Origin of the sequence: Mesorhizobium sp. B3-1-9 (assembly GCF_006439595.1) — a bacterium.
Lineage (GTDB): Bacteria > Pseudomonadota > Alphaproteobacteria > Rhizobiales > Rhizobiaceae > Mesorhizobium.
This window is the reverse complement of record NZ_VFTJ01000007.1, coordinates 113,613-133,703: the sequence shown is the minus strand read 5'-3', so window position 1 is coordinate 133,703 and position 20,091 is coordinate 113,613. Positions and strand designations below refer to the sequence as shown.

Annotated in this window: 16 protein-coding genes and 1 tRNA gene; 8 read left to right on the top strand and 9 right to left on the bottom strand. The window is 59.4% G+C overall.

The genetic code is table 11. From position 1 onward, the window contains the following. Window positions 1-128: 128 nt before the first annotated feature. A complete protein-coding gene (locus FJW07_RS15095) occupies window positions 129-1,052 on the top strand; it encodes an acetamidase/formamidase family protein (protein WP_140857280.1) in 924 nt (307 codons plus the stop codon). A gap of 156 nt (window positions 1,053-1,208) precedes the next feature. Here the strand turns inward: FJW07_RS15095 and FJW07_RS15090 are convergent. The 3 genes from FJW07_RS15090 to FJW07_RS15080 all read right to left on the bottom strand — a co-directional run bounded on the left by FJW07_RS15090 (window position 1,209) and on the right by FJW07_RS15080 (window position 3,624). After that, window positions 1,209-1,283 (bottom strand) — tRNA-Gln (locus tag FJW07_RS15090). Between the two features lie 101 nt (window positions 1,284-1,384). After that, entirely contained in the window at window positions 1,385-2,503 is a 1,119-nt protein-coding gene (locus tag FJW07_RS15085; protein ID WP_140857278.1) for a glycosyltransferase, read from the bottom strand. Continuing rightward, window positions 2,500-3,624 carry a glycosyltransferase family 1 protein gene (locus FJW07_RS15080; protein ID WP_140783402.1) on the bottom strand — a complete coding sequence of 375 codons (1,125 nt, stop codon included), beginning with the start codon at window positions 3,622-3,624 and terminating at the stop codon, window positions 2,500-2,502. Before FJW07_RS15080 ends, FJW07_RS15085 begins: the two co-directional genes overlap by 4 nt. Window positions 3,625-3,824: 200 nt before the next feature. Here FJW07_RS15080 and FJW07_RS15075 point away from each other — a divergent pair, with 200 nt between their 5' ends. The 5 genes from FJW07_RS15075 (at window position 3,825) to FJW07_RS15055 (ending at window position 9,797) form a co-directional block, all read left to right on the top strand. Continuing rightward, a complete protein-coding gene (locus FJW07_RS15075; protein WP_140857276.1) occupies window positions 3,825-4,850 on the top strand; it encodes a glycosyltransferase family 2 protein in 1,026 nt (341 codons plus the stop codon). Further along, a complete protein-coding gene (locus tag FJW07_RS15070) occupies window positions 4,847-5,488 on the top strand; it encodes a class I SAM-dependent methyltransferase (RefSeq protein WP_140783400.1) in 642 nt (213 codons plus the stop codon). The genes FJW07_RS15075 and FJW07_RS15070 overlap by 4 nt, the downstream gene beginning before the upstream one ends. Further along, window positions 5,449-6,372, top strand: a complete 924-nt coding sequence (locus FJW07_RS15065) for a hypothetical protein (RefSeq protein ID WP_246680766.1) — start codon at window positions 5,449-5,451, stop codon at window positions 6,370-6,372. Before FJW07_RS15070 ends, FJW07_RS15065 begins: the two co-directional genes overlap by 40 nt. Before the next feature lie 20 nt (window positions 6,373-6,392). Further along, window positions 6,393-7,439, top strand: coding sequence for a class I SAM-dependent methyltransferase (locus tag FJW07_RS15060; protein ID WP_246680764.1), 1,047 nt, complete (start codon window positions 6,393-6,395; stop codon window positions 7,437-7,439). 201 nt (window positions 7,440-7,640) lie between these two features. After that, the gene (locus FJW07_RS15055; RefSeq protein ID WP_246680774.1) at window positions 7,641-9,797 is read left to right on the top strand and encodes a glycosyltransferase family 39 protein; all 2,157 of its coding nucleotides are present in this window, start codon (window positions 7,641-7,643) and stop codon (window positions 9,795-9,797) included. A gap of 15 nt (window positions 9,798-9,812) precedes the next feature. Here FJW07_RS15055 and FJW07_RS15050 read toward each other — a convergent pair whose 3' ends face one another. The 5 genes from FJW07_RS15050 to FJW07_RS15030 all read right to left on the bottom strand — a co-directional run bounded on the left by FJW07_RS15050 (window position 9,813) and on the right by FJW07_RS15030 (window position 16,846). Further along, on the bottom strand, window positions 9,813-10,895 hold the full coding sequence (locus FJW07_RS15050; protein WP_181182634.1) for a class I SAM-dependent methyltransferase: 1,083 nt from the start codon (window positions 10,893-10,895) through the stop codon (window positions 9,813-9,815). 65 nt (window positions 10,896-10,960) lie between these two features. Further along, window positions 10,961-13,831, bottom strand: coding sequence for a glycosyltransferase family 1 protein (locus tag FJW07_RS15045; RefSeq protein WP_140857270.1), 2,871 nt, complete (start codon window positions 13,829-13,831; stop codon window positions 10,961-10,963). Window positions 13,832-13,839: 8 nt separating this feature from the next. After that, entirely contained in the window at window positions 13,840-15,252 is a 1,413-nt protein-coding gene (locus FJW07_RS32055; protein ID WP_246680773.1) for an FkbM family methyltransferase, read from the bottom strand. Then, the gene (locus FJW07_RS15035; RefSeq protein WP_140783394.1) at window positions 15,249-16,034 is read right to left on the bottom strand and encodes an ABC transporter ATP-binding protein; all 786 of its coding nucleotides are present in this window, start codon (window positions 16,032-16,034) and stop codon (window positions 15,249-15,251) included. Before FJW07_RS15035 ends, FJW07_RS32055 begins: the two co-directional genes overlap by 4 nt. Before the next feature lie 2 nt (window positions 16,035-16,036). After that, window positions 16,037-16,846 (bottom strand): ABC transporter permease, encoded by an 810-nt coding sequence (locus FJW07_RS15030; protein ID WP_140783393.1) that lies wholly within the window; start codon window positions 16,844-16,846, stop codon window positions 16,037-16,039. A gap of 250 nt (window positions 16,847-17,096) precedes the next feature. Between FJW07_RS15030 and FJW07_RS15025 the strand changes: the two genes are divergently transcribed. Further along, window positions 17,097-17,885 (top strand): sulfotransferase family 2 domain-containing protein, encoded by a 789-nt coding sequence (locus tag FJW07_RS15025; RefSeq protein ID WP_140783392.1) that lies wholly within the window; start codon window positions 17,097-17,099, stop codon window positions 17,883-17,885. Window positions 17,886-18,025: 140 nt separating this feature from the next. After that, a complete protein-coding gene (locus tag FJW07_RS15020) occupies window positions 18,026-18,988 on the top strand; it encodes an FkbM family methyltransferase (RefSeq protein WP_140783391.1) in 963 nt (320 codons plus the stop codon). Between the two features lie 42 nt (window positions 18,989-19,030). On the opposite strand, the gene FJW07_RS15015 is transcribed toward FJW07_RS15020, so the two are convergent. Then, window positions 19,031-20,044, bottom strand: coding sequence for a GDP-mannose 4,6-dehydratase (locus FJW07_RS15015; protein WP_246680763.1), 1,014 nt, complete (start codon window positions 20,042-20,044; stop codon window positions 19,031-19,033). Between the last annotated feature and the right edge of the window lie 47 nt (window positions 20,045-20,091).

Genomic DNA, 20,091 nt, shown 5'->3' with positions numbered 1-20,091 from the left:
TGGATTTCTCGGGCCGGCGCTAGGCCGTCGCGCATCGCAGCGACTCGCCCATGCGAACGAAACGATCGACCACGAAGAGCTCAATCCGCCCACTTGCCGTACGTCGACGCCTTCGTTACTGCGATCTGATGGCGACGCACAAACTTACCAACACCACTTGGCACAATGTCCTCGGTACGATCGCGCCGGCGCTCACAATTGCATCCGGCGATGTCGTGACGACGGAAACGCTCGACGCTCAGGGCTTCGACAAGAACGGTGTGCAGCGGTCACGAGGGCCGAACCCTATGAACGGCCCGGTCTTCGTGACGGGAGCCGCACCTGGCGATGCGCTGCGTGTGGAGATCCTGCGCATGGCCCCGATCCGCTCTTCCGGCTGGACGATCTCGTCACTGGCTGCAAACGTTGTCGATCCGGAGGCTGCTCGTGGGCTGCCTGCAAGGGACAAAGTCACTTGGCAGATCGACCTGGAAGCGCGAACTGTGGTGTTGCAGGAGCCGCTGCCGGGCCTCGAGCACTTCATTTTGCCGGTCGAGCCGATGATCGGCTGCTTCGGCGTCGCGCCATCGATGGGCCAGGCCTTCTCCACCGCGACCAGTGCAGAAAATGGCGGGAACATGGATTACCGCGGGTTTCGGCCCGGCGCGACCGTTTGGTTCCCCGTTGCCGTAGAGGGTGCGCTCTTCTTCGCGGGCGATTGCCATGCGGCGCAGGGTGATGGGGAGATCGTTGGAACCGGGATCGAAACCTGCTTTGAAGTTGAGCTTCGCTTGACTGTGGAAAAAAACAGACGGTTGACATGGCCTCGTGGCGAGAACGAGACCCACATTTTCTCTGTTGGTAATGCTCGTCCGCTTGATCAGGCCCTCCAGCACGCGACCACGGATATGTTCAACTGGTTGACCAGTGACCACGGCTTGTCCGCCGCTGCCGCATCGCATCTGATGGGACAGGTTGTCCGGTATCACGTCGGAAACGTTTTTGACCCTGCTTATACGATGGTTTGCCTGATCGATAAGCGATGGCTTCCGAAACCGGCCTCCACCGGCTGACGAGAGAAATTCCAGGAAAAGCGTGGGCGGTTTTCCGTTCGGAATTGTGTCAAAACAAAGAGCAGGGCGGTTCGCTGTTTCCGTGAAACCGTGAAACGCACGAGTGCAAGCCACGGCGCCAACAACCATACCATCCGTTTGACTGGCCGATGGCAGTGGCTGGGGCGCCAGGATTCGAACCTGGGAATGTCGGTACCAAAAACCGATGCCTTACCACTTGGCGACGCCCCAGCAGGCGGGGCATGCCCGCTGCGCGCGGCCTTATAGGACGAGGCGGAGCAAAGCTCAATGCCGGCTGTGCATGAAACACGACGGCAATTCGTCCCGGCTGCTCAGGCGCGGCGATTGATTAGCCGAAGATAGAGCTCGGCATAGGCTCGTCCCATCTTGTCGGCGGTGAAGAGGTTGGAAAACCGCTCGCGCGCCGCCCGTCCCCATTTTTCCGCTTCCTCGGGCGAATCGAGCAGGCGGTCGATCGCTTCGGCAAGGCGGGCGGGATCGGAAGGCGGGACGATAAGGCCGGTGACGCCGGCCTTGTTCACATAGGAGGTTCCGGTTCCGATCTCGCATGAGATCATCGGCTTGCCGCACATCGCCGCTTCCGCCAGCGAGACGCCATAGGCCTCGGAGCGCTGGTTCGAGGGGAAGACGAAACCGCTGCAGGTGTGAAGCAGGGCCATCTTCTGTGGTTCGGAAATTTCACCGAGGAAGATAACGTTGTCGCGGCCGAGTCTTTCGGCCTGGCGTTTCAACTGCTGCCCGATCGGTCCCGACCCGGCGATGACGATCTTGCACCGCACCCGGTCCGCGGCCTCGACAAGGATATCCAGCCCCTTATAATAACGCAGCACACCGACGAAGAGCACGAAAGGCTCCGACACCATCGATTGGCGCCAGGCGTTGTCTGCAGCCGTCGGCACGGGATAGGCGCTCTGGTCTATGCCGATCGGGATGACCTGCGATTTGGCCCTGAATTTTCTCAGCGTCGCGCTCGAGCCCAGATAATCGGGCGATGTCGCCACGATCGCGTCGACATCGCCAAGGAAGCGCTGCATCAGCGGATTGTAGAACGGCAGCAGCAGGCGCTGCTTGACGATATCGGAATGGTAGGTGACGACGGCCGGCTTGCCGTGGCGCGATCTGAGATGCGCTATGTCCATGACCGGCCACGGAAAATGGTAGTGCACCAGGTCGGATTGCCGTGCGAGCCTGTCGAATTTACGAAAAACCTCGCGCGAAAACCCTGTCGATGCCAGCTCGAAATCGAGCTTCGCTTTGACGGCTATATGGCCGTCGATCCGCCCGGTGTTTTCCTCAGGCGCGCTGCTCAGTGACAGCACCTGCGTTTCGATGCCATAGCCGGCCGTGCTTTCGGCGATGGCATGGATGGTCCGCTCGACGCCGCCGAAGCTGTCCGGCCAATATGTCTTGAAGAAATGCAGGACTTTCAAACAGGCGTCTTTCGTCTTAACCGGATGGCCTGCTCGAAGATATGCCGCATGCCCTCGGCGTGATTCTTCCAGGTGAAACGCTCCACGTTGCGGCGCGCGCCGGAAGCAAGCTTTTGGCGCGATTGCGCATCGAGGCAAAGATGACGAAAGCCACTGGCGATCGCCGCAGCATCGCTGGGGTCGACCAGAACGGCGCCTTCGCCGGCCACTTCCGGCATCGACGACGTGTTCGACGTCAGCACCGGTTTGCCGTAGGATTGCGCCTCGACGATCGGGAAGCCGAAGCCCTCGTAGAGCGATGGCATGGCCAGAAAGAGGCAGTTCGCATAAAGCGTCGACAGCACGCTGTCGTCGACGAAGCCGGTGAAGAAGATCTGTTCCTCGAGGCTGCCGCGGCGTACCTCGTCCGCCAGGCCGGTTTGCTTCCAGCCGGTGCCGCCGACGATGACGAGATCGCAGCCCGAGCGGACGCTTTCAGGCAGCAACCCGTAGGCCTTGATGAGGTTGCCGAGGTTCTTCCGGGGCTCCAGCGTGCCGACGAAAAGCGCGTAGGGTCTCGCGATGCCGAGAGGCGCTAGGCTGGAAAAGCCGCCCGGCGCGGGCAGGGGCGTGGTGCCGGGAGCGATCGTGCGGATCGGCGTCTGCAGCCACGGAACCGCTGTTTTTAACGCGCTTGCCGTGGCGTCGGAATCGGTCACCACGACATCGGCCCGGCGTAGCGCGGGTTTCATCAGCAGGCGCTCGCCGAGCAAAGTCCGCATACGCATGGTTTCCGGCGCATGCAGCCAGACTAGATCGTGGATGGTCACCACCCGCGCGATCCGGCTGTCCAGCACCAGCGGCAGGCGGTGGGACGGCCCCCAGAAAACCTCAACCGCGTCGCGCGCGGCCCAGGCCGGCAGGATCGCTTGCCCCCACAAGGCCCGGCCTGAAAGCGACCGGTATCGATCCGTCCGCAAGGTAACGGCGCGCGGCAACTCGTAATCGGCATTGATCGGGGCCGGAGCGTAGACGCAAACCTCCGCGCCGAGTCCCGACAGCGCCTTGATCGACTTGTGGACGAACCGGCCGATACCATCCGTGGCCGATAAGAGGTTCCTGCCGTCGACGCCGATTCTCAAAATCGTCTCTGGAAGTGAGTTATATTAGGAATTTCGGATGCTTGCACTGTGAGACCAAGGGCCAGTTTTGAATGCTTCTTCCATTTCGACTCTGTCGCGAGCCTACTCCAAACATACATCCGGTCAAATCAGTCGGATTCGAAGGGAAGAGGCGAACTCTATCTGGGAAAAATTCTTGCGCCTCAGCCTCAGGATGGTAGATGCACGGAGTATCCGCCCAAAACTCGACGAGTGCACAGCTGCCGAAACTTATTATCCAGATCCCATGCTACAACGAGGCGGAGACGCTTGCGACGACACTGGCCGATCTGCCGCGCGACATCGCGGGGTTCGACATTGTCGAGTGGCTGGTCATCGACGACGGAAGCACCGACAGCACCGTGAAGGTGGCCGAGGAAAATGGCGTTGATCACATCGTGCGCCATACCAGCAACCGTGGCCTTGCTTATGCTTTCATGACAGGCATCGAGGCTTGCCTCGCGCGCGGGGCCGATGTCATCGTCAACACGGACGCGGACAACCAGTATTGTGCCGAGGATATCCCGTCGCTTGCCAAGCCCGTACTCGAAGGCCAGGCGGATATGGTCGTCGGTGCGCGTCCAATATCCGAGATCGAACACTTCTCGCCACTCAAGAAGCTTTTGCAGAAGCTGGGCAGCTGGGTGGTCCGAGTGACCAGCAAGACCGACGTGCGGGACGCCCCGAGCGGCTTTCGTGCGATATCGAGGAACGCCGCGCAGCGGCTGATCGTATTCAGCAACTACACCTACACGCTGGAAACCATTATCCAGGCCGGGCGCAAGAACATGCGCGTGGTTTCCGTGCCGGTCCGCGTCAACGGCGACTTGCGGCCGTCACGGCTGGTCAAGAGCATCCCCTCCTATCTGAAGCGTTCGGTCTTCACGATCGTGCGCATTTTCGTCATCTATCAGCCGGCGCGGTTCTTCGGTGCCGTGGCGGCCGTGCTCTTCGGACTGGGCTTCCTGATCGGGTTGCGCTTCCTTTATTTTTATCTGACGGAAGGCGTCAGCGGCCACGTTCAATCAGTTGTTCTGGCGGGCGTGCTTCTGACCATGGGCTTCCAGTCCCTTCTGGTCGCCTTCCTGGCCGACGTGATCGCTGCCAATCGCAAACTTCTCGAAGACATCCGCTACACACAGCGCGTCATGCAGGGACAAGCCGGCAACGAATCTTCTGCCTCGAACGAAAGGAAGGGCTGGACATGAAGGTGGCTGGCGGACAGGCAGAAGACGGCATCGTTATCGGTAACACCTACGACAAATATGGCACGCGAAACCCGATCGCGCGCCGGATGGTCGAAGGTTTCGACAACGCGCTTTCAGGGCTGGTGGCGAAAGTTAAGCCCGGCACCATTCACGAGGTCGGATGCGGAGAAGGATATTGGATCATCCGCTGGCTCGGTGAGGGCATCGACGCGCGTGGCACGGACTTCTCGAGACAAGTCATCGACATGGCGAAGGCGAATGCTCGCGGGCGCGACATGGATCCGGGACGTTTTGCCGTCCGCAGCATCTATGATGTCGTGGCGGAACGCGACAGCGCAGACCTGATCGTATGCTGCGAGGTGATGGAGCATCTCGAGAAGCCGCAACAGGCGCTGCAGGCGCTGCAGCGTATAACGACTTCGGACCTTATCCTGAGTGTGCCTCGCGAGCCGCTTTGGCGGATCCTCAATCTGGCGCGCGGCAAATACGTGTCGGCGCTGGGAAACACGCCGGGTCATCTGCAGCACTGGTCGCAGGGCAGTTTCGTCTCGCTGGCGTCCCAATTTTTTGAGGTCGTCGAGGTCGTGTCGCCGCTTCCGTGGACGATGTTGCACTGCAAGCCGAAGAAAAGGCATTGACGATGGCGCTTGGCCCGCGTGCCAAGACCTGGCTTGGCCGCATTGGGGCTTTCCTGGGGTTGGCCGGTGTCGTGTTCGTGGGGATCAGGCTCCACGGCTACGCCGGAGAGATCGACTTTCGCCGAATGGGAGCTGGTAGTTACGCCGCCATCGCGGCCCTGGCGGGCGTCTATGGAGCGTCCAACCTGCTGCTGGCTCTCGGCTGGCGGCACCTCATGCATCACGCTGGCGTTCAGGTTTCACGGTCTTGGGCCGTTCGCGCTTACGCTGTCTCGCAATTGGCCAAATACGTTCCCGGCAATATCTTCCAGTTCGCGGGACGGCAGGCGATCGGTCTGGCGGCCGGTATCGGCAACGGACCGCTGGTCAAGTCCACCCTTCACGAACTTGCCTTTCTCGTCGCCGGTGGGGTTCTCTTTTCGCCACTTGTGTTGCCGCTGGTCCTGACCGGCCTGCCGAATTGGCTCGGGTGGATTTCTTTCATAACGGCAGTGGCTATCGTGCTTTGCGTGGCCGTTCGTGCCGGCGGTGCGGATTTTGGCGCGGCCGCGGTCTTCTATCTCGCCTTCCTGGCGCTCTCGGGTGTAGTCTTTGCCGCGGCCTGCGATCTGGCGGGGGGCACCGGCCGCGTGGCGCTCTACCCTGCAATAGCCGGCGCCTATGTGGTTGCCTGGCTCGTGGGGCTTGTCACGCCGGGCGCGCCGGCAGGCATAGGCATCAGGGAGGCGATCCTGCTCGTCCTTCTCGGCGGTTTGAGCACTGGTCCGATCATCCTGCTGGCGGTGGTGATCGGGCGGATCATCACTGTGCTGGGCGATCTTCTTTTTTTTGCCGGCGGGCAGATCGCCGGGTATTTCTATCGAACAGGCGATGAACGAGGCTGAAGAACGCAGCAGATCGTTGGATGATGCTGGCCGTTCAGGGTAAATCACGAGAGGCGACGACAATGCTCAAGACCGCTGCGCTCAGAATCCCGCAGATCAGGAGGTTGTGGCAGGATCGTGCCGATCTTCTGGCCCAACGCGATGTTTTATATCGGGAGAACGCGCATTTGCGATCAAGGGGGGCGGAGCAGGGCAGTATATTCTTCCACTACAACTGCGGTTTCGATGCGATGGGCACCATCAACAGCCATGCGCGGACCGACCTGCAGCCGGATCCGTCTTACGTGACGAATTTTCTTGGTGTCAAAATTTCACCCCGGTTCTTTCCGGGCATTCTTGACGGCAAGGCGGGAAGCATTGAGCCAGTGCCTATCCCCGCCAACTGGCATGCCGACATTGCCGAGTGGGCGGCCACGCTCAGAGCGGTCGACCTCGCGTCGGAACGGTTCCGCGTGGTGGAACTTGGATGCGGTTGGGGGTGTTGGCTGAACAACACCGGTGCCGCCGCGCGCCACAAGGGACTTGCGGTCGAACTGATCGGCATCGAAGGCGACAGCGAGCATGTGGCCTATGCCCACGAGGCGATGGCCGCCAATGGCTTTTCAGGCGGTGAGTACCGCATCATCCATGGCGTCGCCGCACCGCAAAAAGGCGTGGCGCTTTTTCCCGTGGTCGAAAATGCGGGTGCATCCTGGGGCTCCGAGCCGATCCTGAATGCGACGCCCAGACAGATCCAGGAGGCGTCGGCGTCCGGCGATTATCAACGGCTCGATGCTTTTCCTCTGTCCGAAGTCGTCAAGAACGAGCCGGTCGATCTGCTGCATATCGATATCCAGGGCGGCGAGGCGGATTTCATCGCCGCCGCCATCGCCGATCTCAACCGGTTTGTCCGCTACATCGTTATCGGGACGCATTCACGCCAGATCGAGGGCCGGATCATGAGCACACTTCTAAGCCATGGCTGGAAGCTCGAGATGGAGCGCCCCGCCATTATCAGGTTGGCTGACGGCCAGCCGCAGATTCTGGTGGATGGTGTCCAGGGTTGGCGGAATGTTAGCGCAGCGTAAAGTCCTTGTCTGGGAGACACCTTCGGGGTTCGCCTGAGACAGGATCGGGATTTCTCTTTGGGGATCGCGCGTCTGAGCTGCCCTATGGTTGGACACAGGGACTTGAAAGCTACGGCTGGCAGTGGCAGGGATGACTGATGATTTCTGGGGACATAATGTTGACGTTAGTTTTAGCGGGCGGATTGGCCACAATTGGGCTGCGTGCAAACGCGGCGCGTTTCGAAACCAAGTTTTGTTAGTCATCGTGTTGAAGCGCGAGCCGCCCAGCATGATCCTGTCATCAGTTTGCTCCGACTTATAGAGATGTTGTCGTATCGCTTTTTGTGGCCCTGGATCGCCATCGGCTCGATTAGCCTGTTCGCGGTGCTGGTGTTTGTATTTCGCGACCTCACCACCCCCATCATCACCGACGAAATCGCGTACCTCACTTTTGCCAAACTGCTTGCCGGCGAAAGCCTTTCGCCTTTCGGCGGCATTGGCGGCTACCGCTTCGGTCAAGGGCTATTGCTGACGCCAGCCTTCATCATTGGCGAGACTATCCAAACGACCTACAGGCTAGCGATCGCTACCAGCTGCCTGATGTCCGCGCTAGTGCCGCTCGTGCTCATGGCAATCGCCAAAGAGATCGGCTGCGAGCGCAATTGGAGAACCGTCGCCGCGGCGTTCATCGTAGCCGTGATGCCCGCTTACCTTTATCAGAACGCGCTGGCCTGGCCGGAAACATCGTTCCGGCTGTTCTTTCTTGTGTCGATTTACCTGTTCGCGCGTGCTTGGCGCACGTCACGGACGCTCGACTGGATTGCCTTGGTGGCGTCGGTCGGCTGGCTGTATGCGCTTCACCAGCGCGCCACAGGTATTGTCGCGGTCACCTTCTTCATGCTCTGCATCGCCAGGTCGCATAAAAAGATCGCATCGACCTCTGCCACGCTGCTGCTTATCGTTGCTTTAATCGCCGCTGTCGCGCTGGTATCCGCGATCGACAAGCAGATGCAGGTACTGACCTTCGGCAGCGGCAGAAGCGACGCGCAGACGCTCGGCCAGTTGCTCGAAGCGGTGCTGTCGGCAGACGGTCTGCGCCGCTTGCTGACCGTCGCGCTGGGACAGGCATGGATGCAGGTCGCAATCAGCTTTGGTCTCTATTTGATCGGGCTGATTTCCTGTGGGGCTCTGATCCGGGAAAGGCCCGGTTTTGCCGCCACGCTGCTCTTTGCGTTCCTCTCCTGTGCGGCGGTATTTGCAGCTTCCGTGGCACAGATGGTTGAATTCAGCCGGATCGATCACGTCATCTATGGCCGCTACAATGACAGCGTCTCGACCTTTTTCGTTTGGCTTGGGTTATGCGCGGCGATCGGCGGCATCAGCTACCGCAATGCCCGGGTGGTTGTCGGAGCGACGGTTCTTACTCTGGCGAGTGGAACCTATTTGCTTTCGCTAGATTACGAAATCGCTGGCGTGATACGCGTCAACATACCTGGCTCGGCGGCCCTTTGGGGTGAATTGACCCTTGTCCAGGTTCTGCTGCTATTGTCGCTGGTGGCGCTTGCGGTCAGCGGGATGATTTACCAGGCCGGCCCAACGGCCGTGGTCGCGACGATCTTAGGAGTATCCGCCATAATCGGCTTTGCAGAAAAGCGGGACGCATGGACTCACCACAGCGCAAGACTGGCTGAGGTTGAGTATTCAAGAGTCCTATTTTCCAAGGTGTCCGGCAATATCTATTGGGATGTCGCAGCCGCGACCTATTCCGACACGCTGTTCGACAATTTCGTCCTGCACGAGCGGATGCCGCCTCCCATCGACCTGTCGCAACAGGACATCGACGTTGGTGATGCGGTCATCGCAACGCATGATGCGGCAAAGCCGGGGTATGGCTGCGTCGGTCTTTTGCCTGGTGGCGCGCGCTTGCTTGTTCGCGGTGCCGCTGACGCCTGCGATCAGCCAGCGGAGGCCGCACAGGTCTCGAGCCAACCGTACCGTCTGTTGGCTGGTTGGCATACACCGGAAGAGTGGGGCGTCTGGACTGAAGAACCCATGGCTACGCTTTCACTGCGAGTCTTCAACCCGGGAAGACCGGCCAAGCTTCGGATCGCCGGTATGGCCTTCCTTCCGCCTCAAGATCCAACCCAAACGGTAACAATCTCCGTCGCCGGCCAATCAATAGGAATTCTAAATTTTACGGCTCAAAAACCTAAAATTGAGGCTATCTTCGACATTCCAGAAAATCTATTGCCTGGCAAAGAAGTTATTGTTGCGTTAAATGTAAAAAAATTGAGATCACCTATGCAATCAGGGCTTTCTACAGACAGCAGAACTCTTGGTTTCGGCCTAAGTGATATCGAGATTGAGTCAATTAAATAGATTGAGTTTAGGAGTTCAGCCCAATTTGCGGGCGATCATAATCCAGCCGATCGAGCCTGACTCGTCCGCGAAATGCTCGATCTCGAAGCCGCATCGTTTTACGCATCTTGAGATGAAATCGGCGCTCCAGCCGCTTTCGAACCAGCCGAACTTGCGGATGCAATAGACGGACAGCGGGTCGGTGCGAATGCCCCAATGCTTCCACATATCGTTGACCGGCTCGCCCGCCAGCATCAGCTTGCCGCCGGGTTTCAGCCTGCTGTGGACAAGCGACAGCGTTTCCCATGGTTTTATCGCATGGTGCAGGCTCTCATAGTAGAGCGCGGCGTCATATAGCCCCTCGCCGGGAATGTCCTCGAAGCTGCCTTGTACCGCCCTGACCTTGTGCCCGATGCGCTTCGCCCTTGCATTGACCAGTTCGACGAAGCGTGGATTAATATCGAGACCGCTGACTTCCAGCCCGCAAAAGGCCATCAGCTCGCAGCTCGTACCCCAGCCGCAGCCCATATCCAGAACGTGATCGCCGATCTGCAGCCCCGAATACTGGATAGCTCGTGACACACGTCCGATATGCAGTGCCACCGATGTTGGAGGCTGATGGGTATAGGGGTTTGCTCCCCCAATGTGATCTGCCATCGCGAAGTCGGTTAGCTCATTCGCATGCTGATCGACGTCGCGTCGGGCAATCTCCCGATACACGGCGATCTGCTGCGCGACATACCCTTCTCCGAACGGGTCCAGCTTCTGGTTCACTTTCGTCTCGGGAACATATCGCATGCCACGCCAGAACTCATCGACGTCAGGAGAGCCCGGTGAGCCCAAATTGTCGGAATTGGCTATGAAGGAATCAAGATTGCCAGGTGTAATTGCCTTTGCGTGCCGCCAATTCGGCCGGTGCGCAGGCGGAGCCGCATCGCTCGCCGAACTGCCCTTTTTCGTTTGATACTCTGGCGACTGTCTGAGGCTTGCCAAAAACGCCTCGACGCTCCTATGAGCCGATTGATGGGCGGCAATAACCTCATCCGATTCGGGTGTACGGCCAAGAAGTCCTTGGTACCCGGCGATGACATCGTCGCGACTGATCCCGCCTCTTTGCATCTGTTCCCCCGTGGGGGGCGTCGCCCCAGTTTTTAAGCGTAACCAAGACATCCGAGCCACTTTCGCTACAACGCCATGCGTAGTGGGTTGTCGAGCCAGACGACACCCTCTTGCACGAGTTCGATATCGATGAATTCCGCCCCACGCGCTTTCCATTCCATCGGCACCAGAACCGGAAGATAAATCGTCTGGCCCGGCGGCAGCGCTAGCGGGATTGACGTGCGCGGATTGTCGTAGGTCAAATCGCCGCCTTCGCCGTTGAGCAGATGATAGCTCAGCACGATCGCCAAGCTGCCGTCTTCCCTGCCGGCACTAGACCAGACATCGGTGCTGAGGTTGGAGACGGCGACGATCGCCTTCAGGGCTTTCTCGTCGTCGGTAGGGTAGGGACCCTCGACCAGGCGCAAGCGATGCTGTCTTTCTTCCGGCGGCAGCGGCTTGGTCATCTTCGTACGGCCAAGGTCCGAAGGCGGTGCGAACGGCTTTGGCGAGCGCGGCTCGTAGGTCTTGTACCACTTGTCGCCCAGCACCACGTCCCGCAACTGCTGCGCGCTTTCCGCCCAGGTCGGCCATGCTGCCGCGTCGTTTTCCTTCCCCTGCGGGGTTTTGCCGGTCGCAAACCGCCGCACCTGGTCGGCCATCGCTTCGGAATTGCCGGGTTCGAAGAAATAGGCCTCCGCGGCGCCCTGGCCGACTTCGCGGAAGACGGCTATGTCGCTTGCGATCACCGGTTTGCCGAAATGGCCCGCCTCGACGATGGGCAGGCCGAAGCCTTCGGCAAACGATGCCGCGATCAGCGCGTCACATTCGGCGTAGAGCCGTTGCAGTTGGCCATCATCGGCCTTTTCGTGCCAGAAAAGGCGGTGGCCGAATTCGGGGTGGGAGCGGATGCGTTCGGCAAGATAGGACACCCCCCAACCCAGCTTGCCGACGATAACCAGCCGGTCTTGCGTTCCTTCCGACCACAGTTCTTCGAAGGCGGCGAGTGCGACGGCATGTCCCTTGCGCGGTTCGAGCGTGCCGACCATCAGGAATGAAGCCGCATCCTGCTTTCGCGGCGCCGAACTGGCAGCGGCTGGCGGAGCGCCGCCGAAATCGGCTCCAAGTTGCCAATACCCGACCTTCATACGGCGCGGGAATTCGATTGCCTCCAAAAACGCCAGCAATTCGTCCGCGACGGCGCGCGAGATGCAGATGAAAGCAGACGAATTGGACAGGGCGGCCGAGAACCAGTTCGCGAAGATGGGAGGCATGCCGGGATCGCACATCGCCGGGGCGAAGAGCGGCACGGTGTCGTATAGGCAGGTTACGATATTGCCGCCGCGAAGCCTGCAAGCCAGCCATTGGTGTTGGTGGGTTGAGTAGAGGTCCCAGGAGCTATCGAGCATCAGCAAGATGTCGCTGGCGATATAGGCTCGATTGCGCTCAGATTTCTGAGGGACTCGAAGATTTCGACCATCCAGTTCGTAAAAACCAGTATCGTCATTGCAAAATACAAAGCCTACCTTCTTCTGTGCCGGAGGCGCCGCGGCTAACTCCCGGCAAATATTCGTGACCACGCGCTGGATGCCGGTTCTATGGTCGGCGAGCGATGTGGCCGTGGCGTCGACCAACAGGCGCTGCTCTCGCGAAGTCCACGGTTCCGCCAGACTGAAAACGGTCGGAGCCGTTGTCTCCAAGCTTCCCTCTTTCCTGAGCGTCTTGGCGATACGCTTTCTCGACGCTTCGATCGTGCTCACATCGGCTCGCCTGAGGCGCGCTAGACTTTCTATCGTTGTTGTGGCCGTCTTTTCCCAGGTAAACTGACCGGCCCGCTCCTTAAGCAAAAGCTTTGCTCTATGATGTTTCTTTTCCTTGACAGCAAGTATCATCGCATCCGCCAGTTGATCGGCTGACGTCGGATCAAAAAGCAACTCTTCCTGTCCAACCACCTCCGGCAGCGCGCCGGCTCGGGCGGCGACCACAGGGGTACCGCAATACATGGCTTCGAGCGCGGTCAGCCCAAACCCTTCCATCAGTGAAGGTTGGACCAGGAGCTCTGCTTTCTCGTAGAGGGAGACGATATCTTCATCGGATACATGGCCAAAGGCCATCAAACGCTCGGGCGTAAGACCCAATTCCAGCCAGCGAGAGGTCAGGCCGCTAAGCAAATGAGGCGGCGCGTCGCCCGCCAGCACCAGGCTCAGCCGGTTGTCCGGCCATCGCTTGTCGAGGAGCTGAAAGGCGTCGATCAGGGTCTTTACGTTCTTCCTCCCGTCAAGCGCTCCAACATACAAAACAAAATTACCCGGAAAAGCTAAACTGGAATTGGTCTGGCCATGCAGGCGAATGAGGCCCGACGAAATTCCGGCGGAGATGTTTTGGGATGGAACCTGCCCGAGTATGTCCTTGAGCTCTGCTTGCGAGAACGCGGAAATACAAAGGTTTAAGTCATACCTTTTGTGGGATTCGAGCCTTCTTTTATAATATTCTCTGTTTGGATTTGTATCGAGATACAGATCGCTGAAGCGGTATGGAATAGCATCATAAAAGATCGAAGCAATTGGCGCGGCGCAAAGGCGATCCGGAAGCAGAGGCACGCTTCGGTCGCGCGACCCTTCAAACGGGCTGGTGGAGAGCGCAACGTCGGGTGCCAGGCAGTTGACATGATGGGCCAGCGCGAATTCGCTGTGGCGCCGTTCGGTCGTATAGCCTTCGATGGCCTCTCCCGACCGGGCAGCCCCGTGCCAGACGTGAATATTGTCGGGGGCAATCAATTCCCTCACGGCTTCCCTGGCGAGCAGGGCCTCGTCGGGCATCGCCGCGTTGAATGAAATCAACAGCTCGACCTCGGAGTGCTGCCTGGCGATGGCGCCGATGAGCTCCGTCACATAGCGTCCGATCCCGCGCAGGCGGCTCGCCGTTTGCAGGCACTGGCCGTCGATCCAAAGTCGCATGGTGGCTCCTATTGACGCGGCAGGCCGAGCAAACGGCGCCACTCATGCAACGTGGTCGGGTCCGGCTCGAGCGACCAGAAAGGCCGTGCTGAGTCCACAGGGTGCAAGCGCGCGTGCGAGTAGAGAATAAGCTGCCGTTCAAGCGGCGGCGCCAGCCGCACAACGCCTCGCAAGAGACTCAGGATCCTCGGTCTGCGCCTCACCCACAGCAAGCCATGATCCATGAAGAGCGTCACCCCTTGTTTGGGCGCGCGGCTCATCCGCATGGCGCGGGCCTTCACCGAACGCAGCGGCGCCGTCATCCTCCATGAGCTTGTGCGGGCAATGGCCTCCAGTTCGGCGGTCCGCTGGCCGAGCATTGCGAGCGTCGCGGCATGGCCCTTGCCGGTCTCTGCGATATAGTGATGGAGCCGGCCGATCTCGGTGTCCTTTTCCTCGATCGCGGCGACCTGCTTGGCGAAGGTGGTCCGTTCGGCGGCGTGGCTTTTCTCGGTCTCGGCGATATGGTGATGGAGCCGGTCGATTTCGGCGTCCTTTTCCTGGCCGAGCTTCTCGATCGCGCCAGCGAGCTCGGCATAAGCGGCTCGCTCGGCGGAGTGGCCGTTCTCGCTCTCGGCGATATAACGGTGAAGACGGGCGATCTCCCTAGAGGCGTGAGCGGCACCTTGATTCCGCTCGTCAAGCGCCGTTTTCAGATTGGTGATCTCGCCGTTCAATCTATGTGCGAAAGGTGAGTTCGACAGTCCACTCAGTGTGAAATCGTCGAAAATGTTGGGAGGTGCGCCGAAGACTGGTCTCAGATCGGAATGCGCTTCATGAAGATAGAAGCGATTGAGACCGTCGAAATAGACAAACGTATAACCCATCGCGAGCACGGCGGGTTCCCAATCGAAATAACTCTCGTCCCTCGAAAGTGGAATGGTGCTTTCGATGACGAGAACCCATGGCCTGACTGGAGATGGCTGCCAACTTGCGATGGTTTCGGCTTCCATGCCCTCGACGTCGATCTTCAGCCAGTGGATTTCCCGGTCGGAATAACGATCGAGCAGTATCGACAGAGGCAAGGTGGTGACTTCGATGGATTTAGATACGAAACCCATATTGGCGTGCATTGCCGCGATCTCGTCATTGCCAGTGCTGAGACCGGTTTCGGGAATTTCGTGGAACGTCGCGGTTCCCTCATGCCGCGCGATCGCGGCTTCAAGCACCTCCTCGTCAGATCGCGCGACGCGGAGCTTTGCCGCATTTGACGATATCGGCTCGACATGGACGCCCCGCCAGCCATGTTCATAAAACGCCAGGCTGACTGAATCCACGATCGGGTCCTGGGCGCCGATGTCGATGTAGAAGCCGTGCTCGACAGACTTGAGGGCACGCCACAATATGACGTCTTCGAAGTTCTGTGCGTATGAGGTGATCATCGGAGCTCGCGAAACATCTGTTCCTGTTTCAAGCCGTGCCCCACGCCAAAATACGCCGATAAGACCTCGCTGGCAGGCCCGTCCATGCGCACGCGGCCATGCTCCATCCACAGAATGCGGTTGCAATTCTTCTGCAGTAACTCGCTAGAGTGGCTGGCAAGGATCAAGATCTTGGTCGTGTTGACGATCTCGCGCAGCCGCTTGTCGGCTTTCTGCTTGAAATCCTCGTCACCGGTCGAAAGCCATTCGTCCATGACCAGTATTTCCGGTCGGATAGCCGTGGATGTCGAGAACGCCAGGCGAAGCTGCATGCCGGACGAGTAGGTCCGGAACGGCATGTCGAGAAAGTCACCCAGGCCGGTGAATTCGGCGATATGGTCGAACTGCTCGCGCAATTGTTCCCGCCGCATGCCCATCATCGCTGCGCGCAGCTTGATGTTTTCGCGGCCCGTCGCTTCCGGATCGATGCCAAGCGAGATGTTGATGAGCGACACGCACTCGCCGTGTATCACGGCAGATCCGCTGGTCGGCCTGTAGATGCCGGATAACACGCGAAGCAGTGTCGTCTTGCCGGAGCCGTTGTGGCCGACGAGGCCGATTCGGTCTCCCTCTTTCACCGAAAAGCTCACATCCTCGAGACCGCGCACGATGACATGGCCGTCACCCCGGCGGTCGATTGCACCTCCGGTCGCGACGCTGAGTACCCTGTTCTTGAGAGAACGGCTGGCCGCGTTGAATACCGGGAATTCTACCGAGACGCCGGTCAGTTTGATGGAAGCCATGCTCAGAGCCAATAAGGAATACGATGACGGTAGCGGCCGAACAGCAGCAACGCCACGATCCAGCCTACGACTGCGAGCGCAATGCATACTACCCAACTGGTCGCAAATGGCACCCCGCCCAGTAGCGGATCCCGCACGACACTGATCAAATGGTAGAAAGGGTTGAGGTCCAGAAACAGGTGCGAAATGCCCTCTGGCAGTGTCCGTGCCATCCACATCACTGGCGTCAGGTACATCATCACCTGCAGCAGGTTCTGCATCACTTGCGTCATGTCGCGATAACGCGCGCACAAAACGCCGAGAATGAGCATGATCCACAGCAAGTTGAGCGACAAAATGACAAAGCCGGGCACAGCCAGGAAAACGTTCCATGTCGGAGCGCGTCCGACCACTAGGAGGACGATGGGATAGATGAGAATATTATGGCCAAGAATGATGGCGTTGCGATACTGCGTCCGCAGCACATGGGTGAACAGCGGCATGCGCACCTGAAGGATGATGCCCTCGGCCCCTATGAAGGCGGTGCACCCCTCGTTGATCGCGGTCGAAATGAAACTCCAGATAATCAGGCTGACGCAGATGTAAGGAAGGAACTCGTCCATTGGCGAGCGGAAAAGGCTGCCAAAGACAAACCCGAGCGCGCCGATCAGGACGCCCATGTTGATCGTCAGCCAAAACGCGCCCACGCGCGAGCGGCGATAGCGCTGGGCTACGTCCTGCCAACTGAAAGTTGTCGCCAGATAATGTTTCTCGAGCGCGGTGCCGATATCGGCGAATGCCTCTGCAAGGAAGCCTGTTCTGGTTGGCAGCATATATCCCGTTCGTTTTCTGCCCAGGCCCGACTGTGCGAGAGGTGCGATACATTATTGGCCGGGAGACATCAAGTTTGGTGAGCCATTTCTGCGACCGGATTTTGCGAGGCGCGTCGCAGACAAAATCGCATGGCTTATCCGACGATGGTCTTCTTACGGCATCCGCCTCGAACAGCTAAAGAGATTTCTTCATGTCCCACAAGTACGGGCCTGGCGCCCAATATCGGCATGAGCGCGGAAGGAGAATACGATGATATTCCGCCTCATGCGGCCCGGCTGGTTCGGCAGACGAACGCAGGCGCAGGACCGTCCAATTTACTTCCAGCATATTCCTAAAACAGCCGGCACTTCCATAAGGACTTGGCTACATTCCCACTACGGCGACCGGTTCTGCCCAGCAGGCCTTGCGGACGAGTTGGTGGCGCTTCCACCGGAAAAATTGCGCAGCTATCAGGCATTTGGGGGTCATTTTCATGGCTATCTCCAACCCTATCTTGGTCGCGACTTGATGACGGTCACCGTGTTGCGCGAGCCCATGGCCAGGACACGGTCCCACTGGCATCACGTCCGCCGTGTGCTTGTGCATCCCCATCATCCCAGGGTGAAAGGCCAGACCTTCGCTGAGTTTGTGATGGATGACCTCAATCGGGAGATGATCGAGGACTACCAGGCTCGGTACCTGATAAAACTGCCGCTGAGCATGGCGACGATGGCCACTCGCTTTTCCGAAGCCGAATACGCGCGGTTCGCCCTCGCCGTGTTGTTGGAACAAACGTCGCTGTCTGTGCTCAAGCCGGAATTGCTGGAGGGCGCCAGAACGACGCTCAAGGGTATGGCGGTAATCGGAACGACTGAGCGCCTTCATGATTTCCTCGTCGAAGTCGCCAATTTGGCAGATATCCCGCCGCCCACGGCCGAGGAAGTGCCTCGGGCGAACGTCACCGAACGAGACGGCGCCGAGGAATTGCCGGGAGAAGCACTCCGGAGGCTACGAGACCTAACGCGAATTGATCAGGAGCTATACGATGCAGCCATTTGATCTTCCGATACCAGGCTTCGTCGTTTAGTCGCGACACGGGCATTGCCGGCTCGATTTTCTGTTCCGCCCATTGGCCTCAGGCTGCGCCTATTGAGGGACGGATCAAATGACTTCTTCGTTTTTCGTTGAGGAAAGAAAACATGAGTGCTCTTACGCCTGAGGAGTTCGTCACAGTGCTATATCGTTGCTGTTTGGGCAGAGAGCCGGATCCGGATGGACTTGCAAGCTGGTCCGGCCAGATGCGCTTGCACGGCGATCCAACTGCGGTGCTCGCAGGTATCATGGCCAGCGAGGAGTTCCGCCTCAAATCTGCAGGGGATCGCGGAATCGAGACGCGGTGCGCTGCAATCGCCGACGGTGCGCATCGCGCTCTGCGCAGGCCGCTGCGCATTGTCGACGTCGGTGCCCAACTGCTTGGCGCCGGATCCAATCCATACGACCCTTTGGTATTTCATCCACCCGTGGAGATCATCGGCTTCGACCCGCTCGAGGAACGCCTTGTTGAGCGGGCTGAGGTCGAGGGACAGCAAGGGATCAAGCTGCTTCCCTACGCCATTGGCGATGGCGACAGGCATACGCTTTACATCAACAATGACGATGCAACCTCGTCGCTATATCCGCTAAACACGACATTCAACGCCTCCTTCAACCACCTTCGCGAACTGCACACCGTCGATACGCAGGCTGTCGACACAAGACGCCTTGACGACGTCCTTCCGCCGGGCGCTGTGGATTTCCTTAAGCTCGATGTGCAGGGCGGAGAACTGATGGTCTTGAAATCCGCCCGGCGGACCCTGGGTGGCACGGCCGTCGTGCATTGCGAGGTCGAGTTCGCGCCGATTTACGCTGGCCAACCGCTCTACCCGGAGATCCAACAATTCCTCAACGAATACGGATTCGAGCTGATAGACCTGCTCATTCCCGGCCGCTACCACTACGTTGCGCATGACAGTGGAACGGCCCAGGATCGGTTGCTTTGGGCCGATGCCGTGTTTTTTCGCGTGACCGATGACCCCGACACACTGCGCGCCCAGTCATTGATCGCCGCAGCGGTGTATCGCAAGCCCACACTCGCCGCACGGCTGCTTAGCGCCTCCGGTTGACACGCGATAGTCCAGGTCAGGCATCTGGGGATGCAGGCCTGTTTACGCCTTGGCCACCTGTGCACGGCAATCCGTCAGAATCGCTGCAAGCGTATCTTCGAAGCGATGTTCGGGTGCCCAGCCAAGCAGGGCCCGGGCGCGGCTCGCATCACCCACGATCGATGGCAGGTCGCTCGGCCGCATCCGTGACGGATCCCGCTCGGTGACGATCCTGACGCTGCTTTGCGCCAGCAGTCGATCGAGAATGTCTCCTATCCGCCAGGAAAGGCCGGATGCGACATTGAAAATGGTGTTGGGCGCCATATCTTTGCTCTTTGAGACCGCCCGGGCATAGGCATCGGCGATGTCACGCGCGTCTAGGAAGTCGCGCCGCGCGTCAAGGTTGCCGACGCGGATGACTGGAGCGGCCAGGCCTGCCTCGATCCGAGCGATTTGCATGGCGAAGGCCGGCACGGCGAACGCCTCTGTCTGGCCCGGCCCGGTATGGTTGAAGGGCCGCATGCGAACACATTTCAGGCCGCGGCGCGCCAGCGCGCCCACGGCAAGATCGGCCGCAGCCTTGGTCACAGCATAGTCGTCGATCGGGGCAAGTAACGTGTTTTCATCGAGCGGCCGTCCGGTATTGGCGCTTTCGCCATAGACCAGGCCTGACCCGACATGGATCAGCCAGCAATCCGGAACCTTGTCGAGGATGGCATGGGCGACATTGAGCGCGCCCTCGACATGAATGCGCCATGTGTTCTGCGGGTTGGCCTGGGCGGCGCCGAGCGCCGCGAGGGCCGCCAGGTGAATGACATGCGTCGGCCGATGACGGACAATGGCGTCATGGACGGCGGTCGCGTCGGTGACGTCCAACGGCTCGACCTCGCCGAAGGCAGGGTGCGGACCGCCATCCTTGGACGTGGCGACAACAACGACATCGGGACCGCAAATTCTGCGCAGCGCGTCGCAAACATAGGGGCCGACGAACCCGCTCGCGCCGGTGACCAGAACACGATACGTCAAGTTGCTGCCGACCATAAATGCGGGGCCTTCCTCTGCCTGGAGCGTTTCCATCGTTTCACGGAACCGGTGACCGCTCTATCTCTTTGTTTTGACGCAAT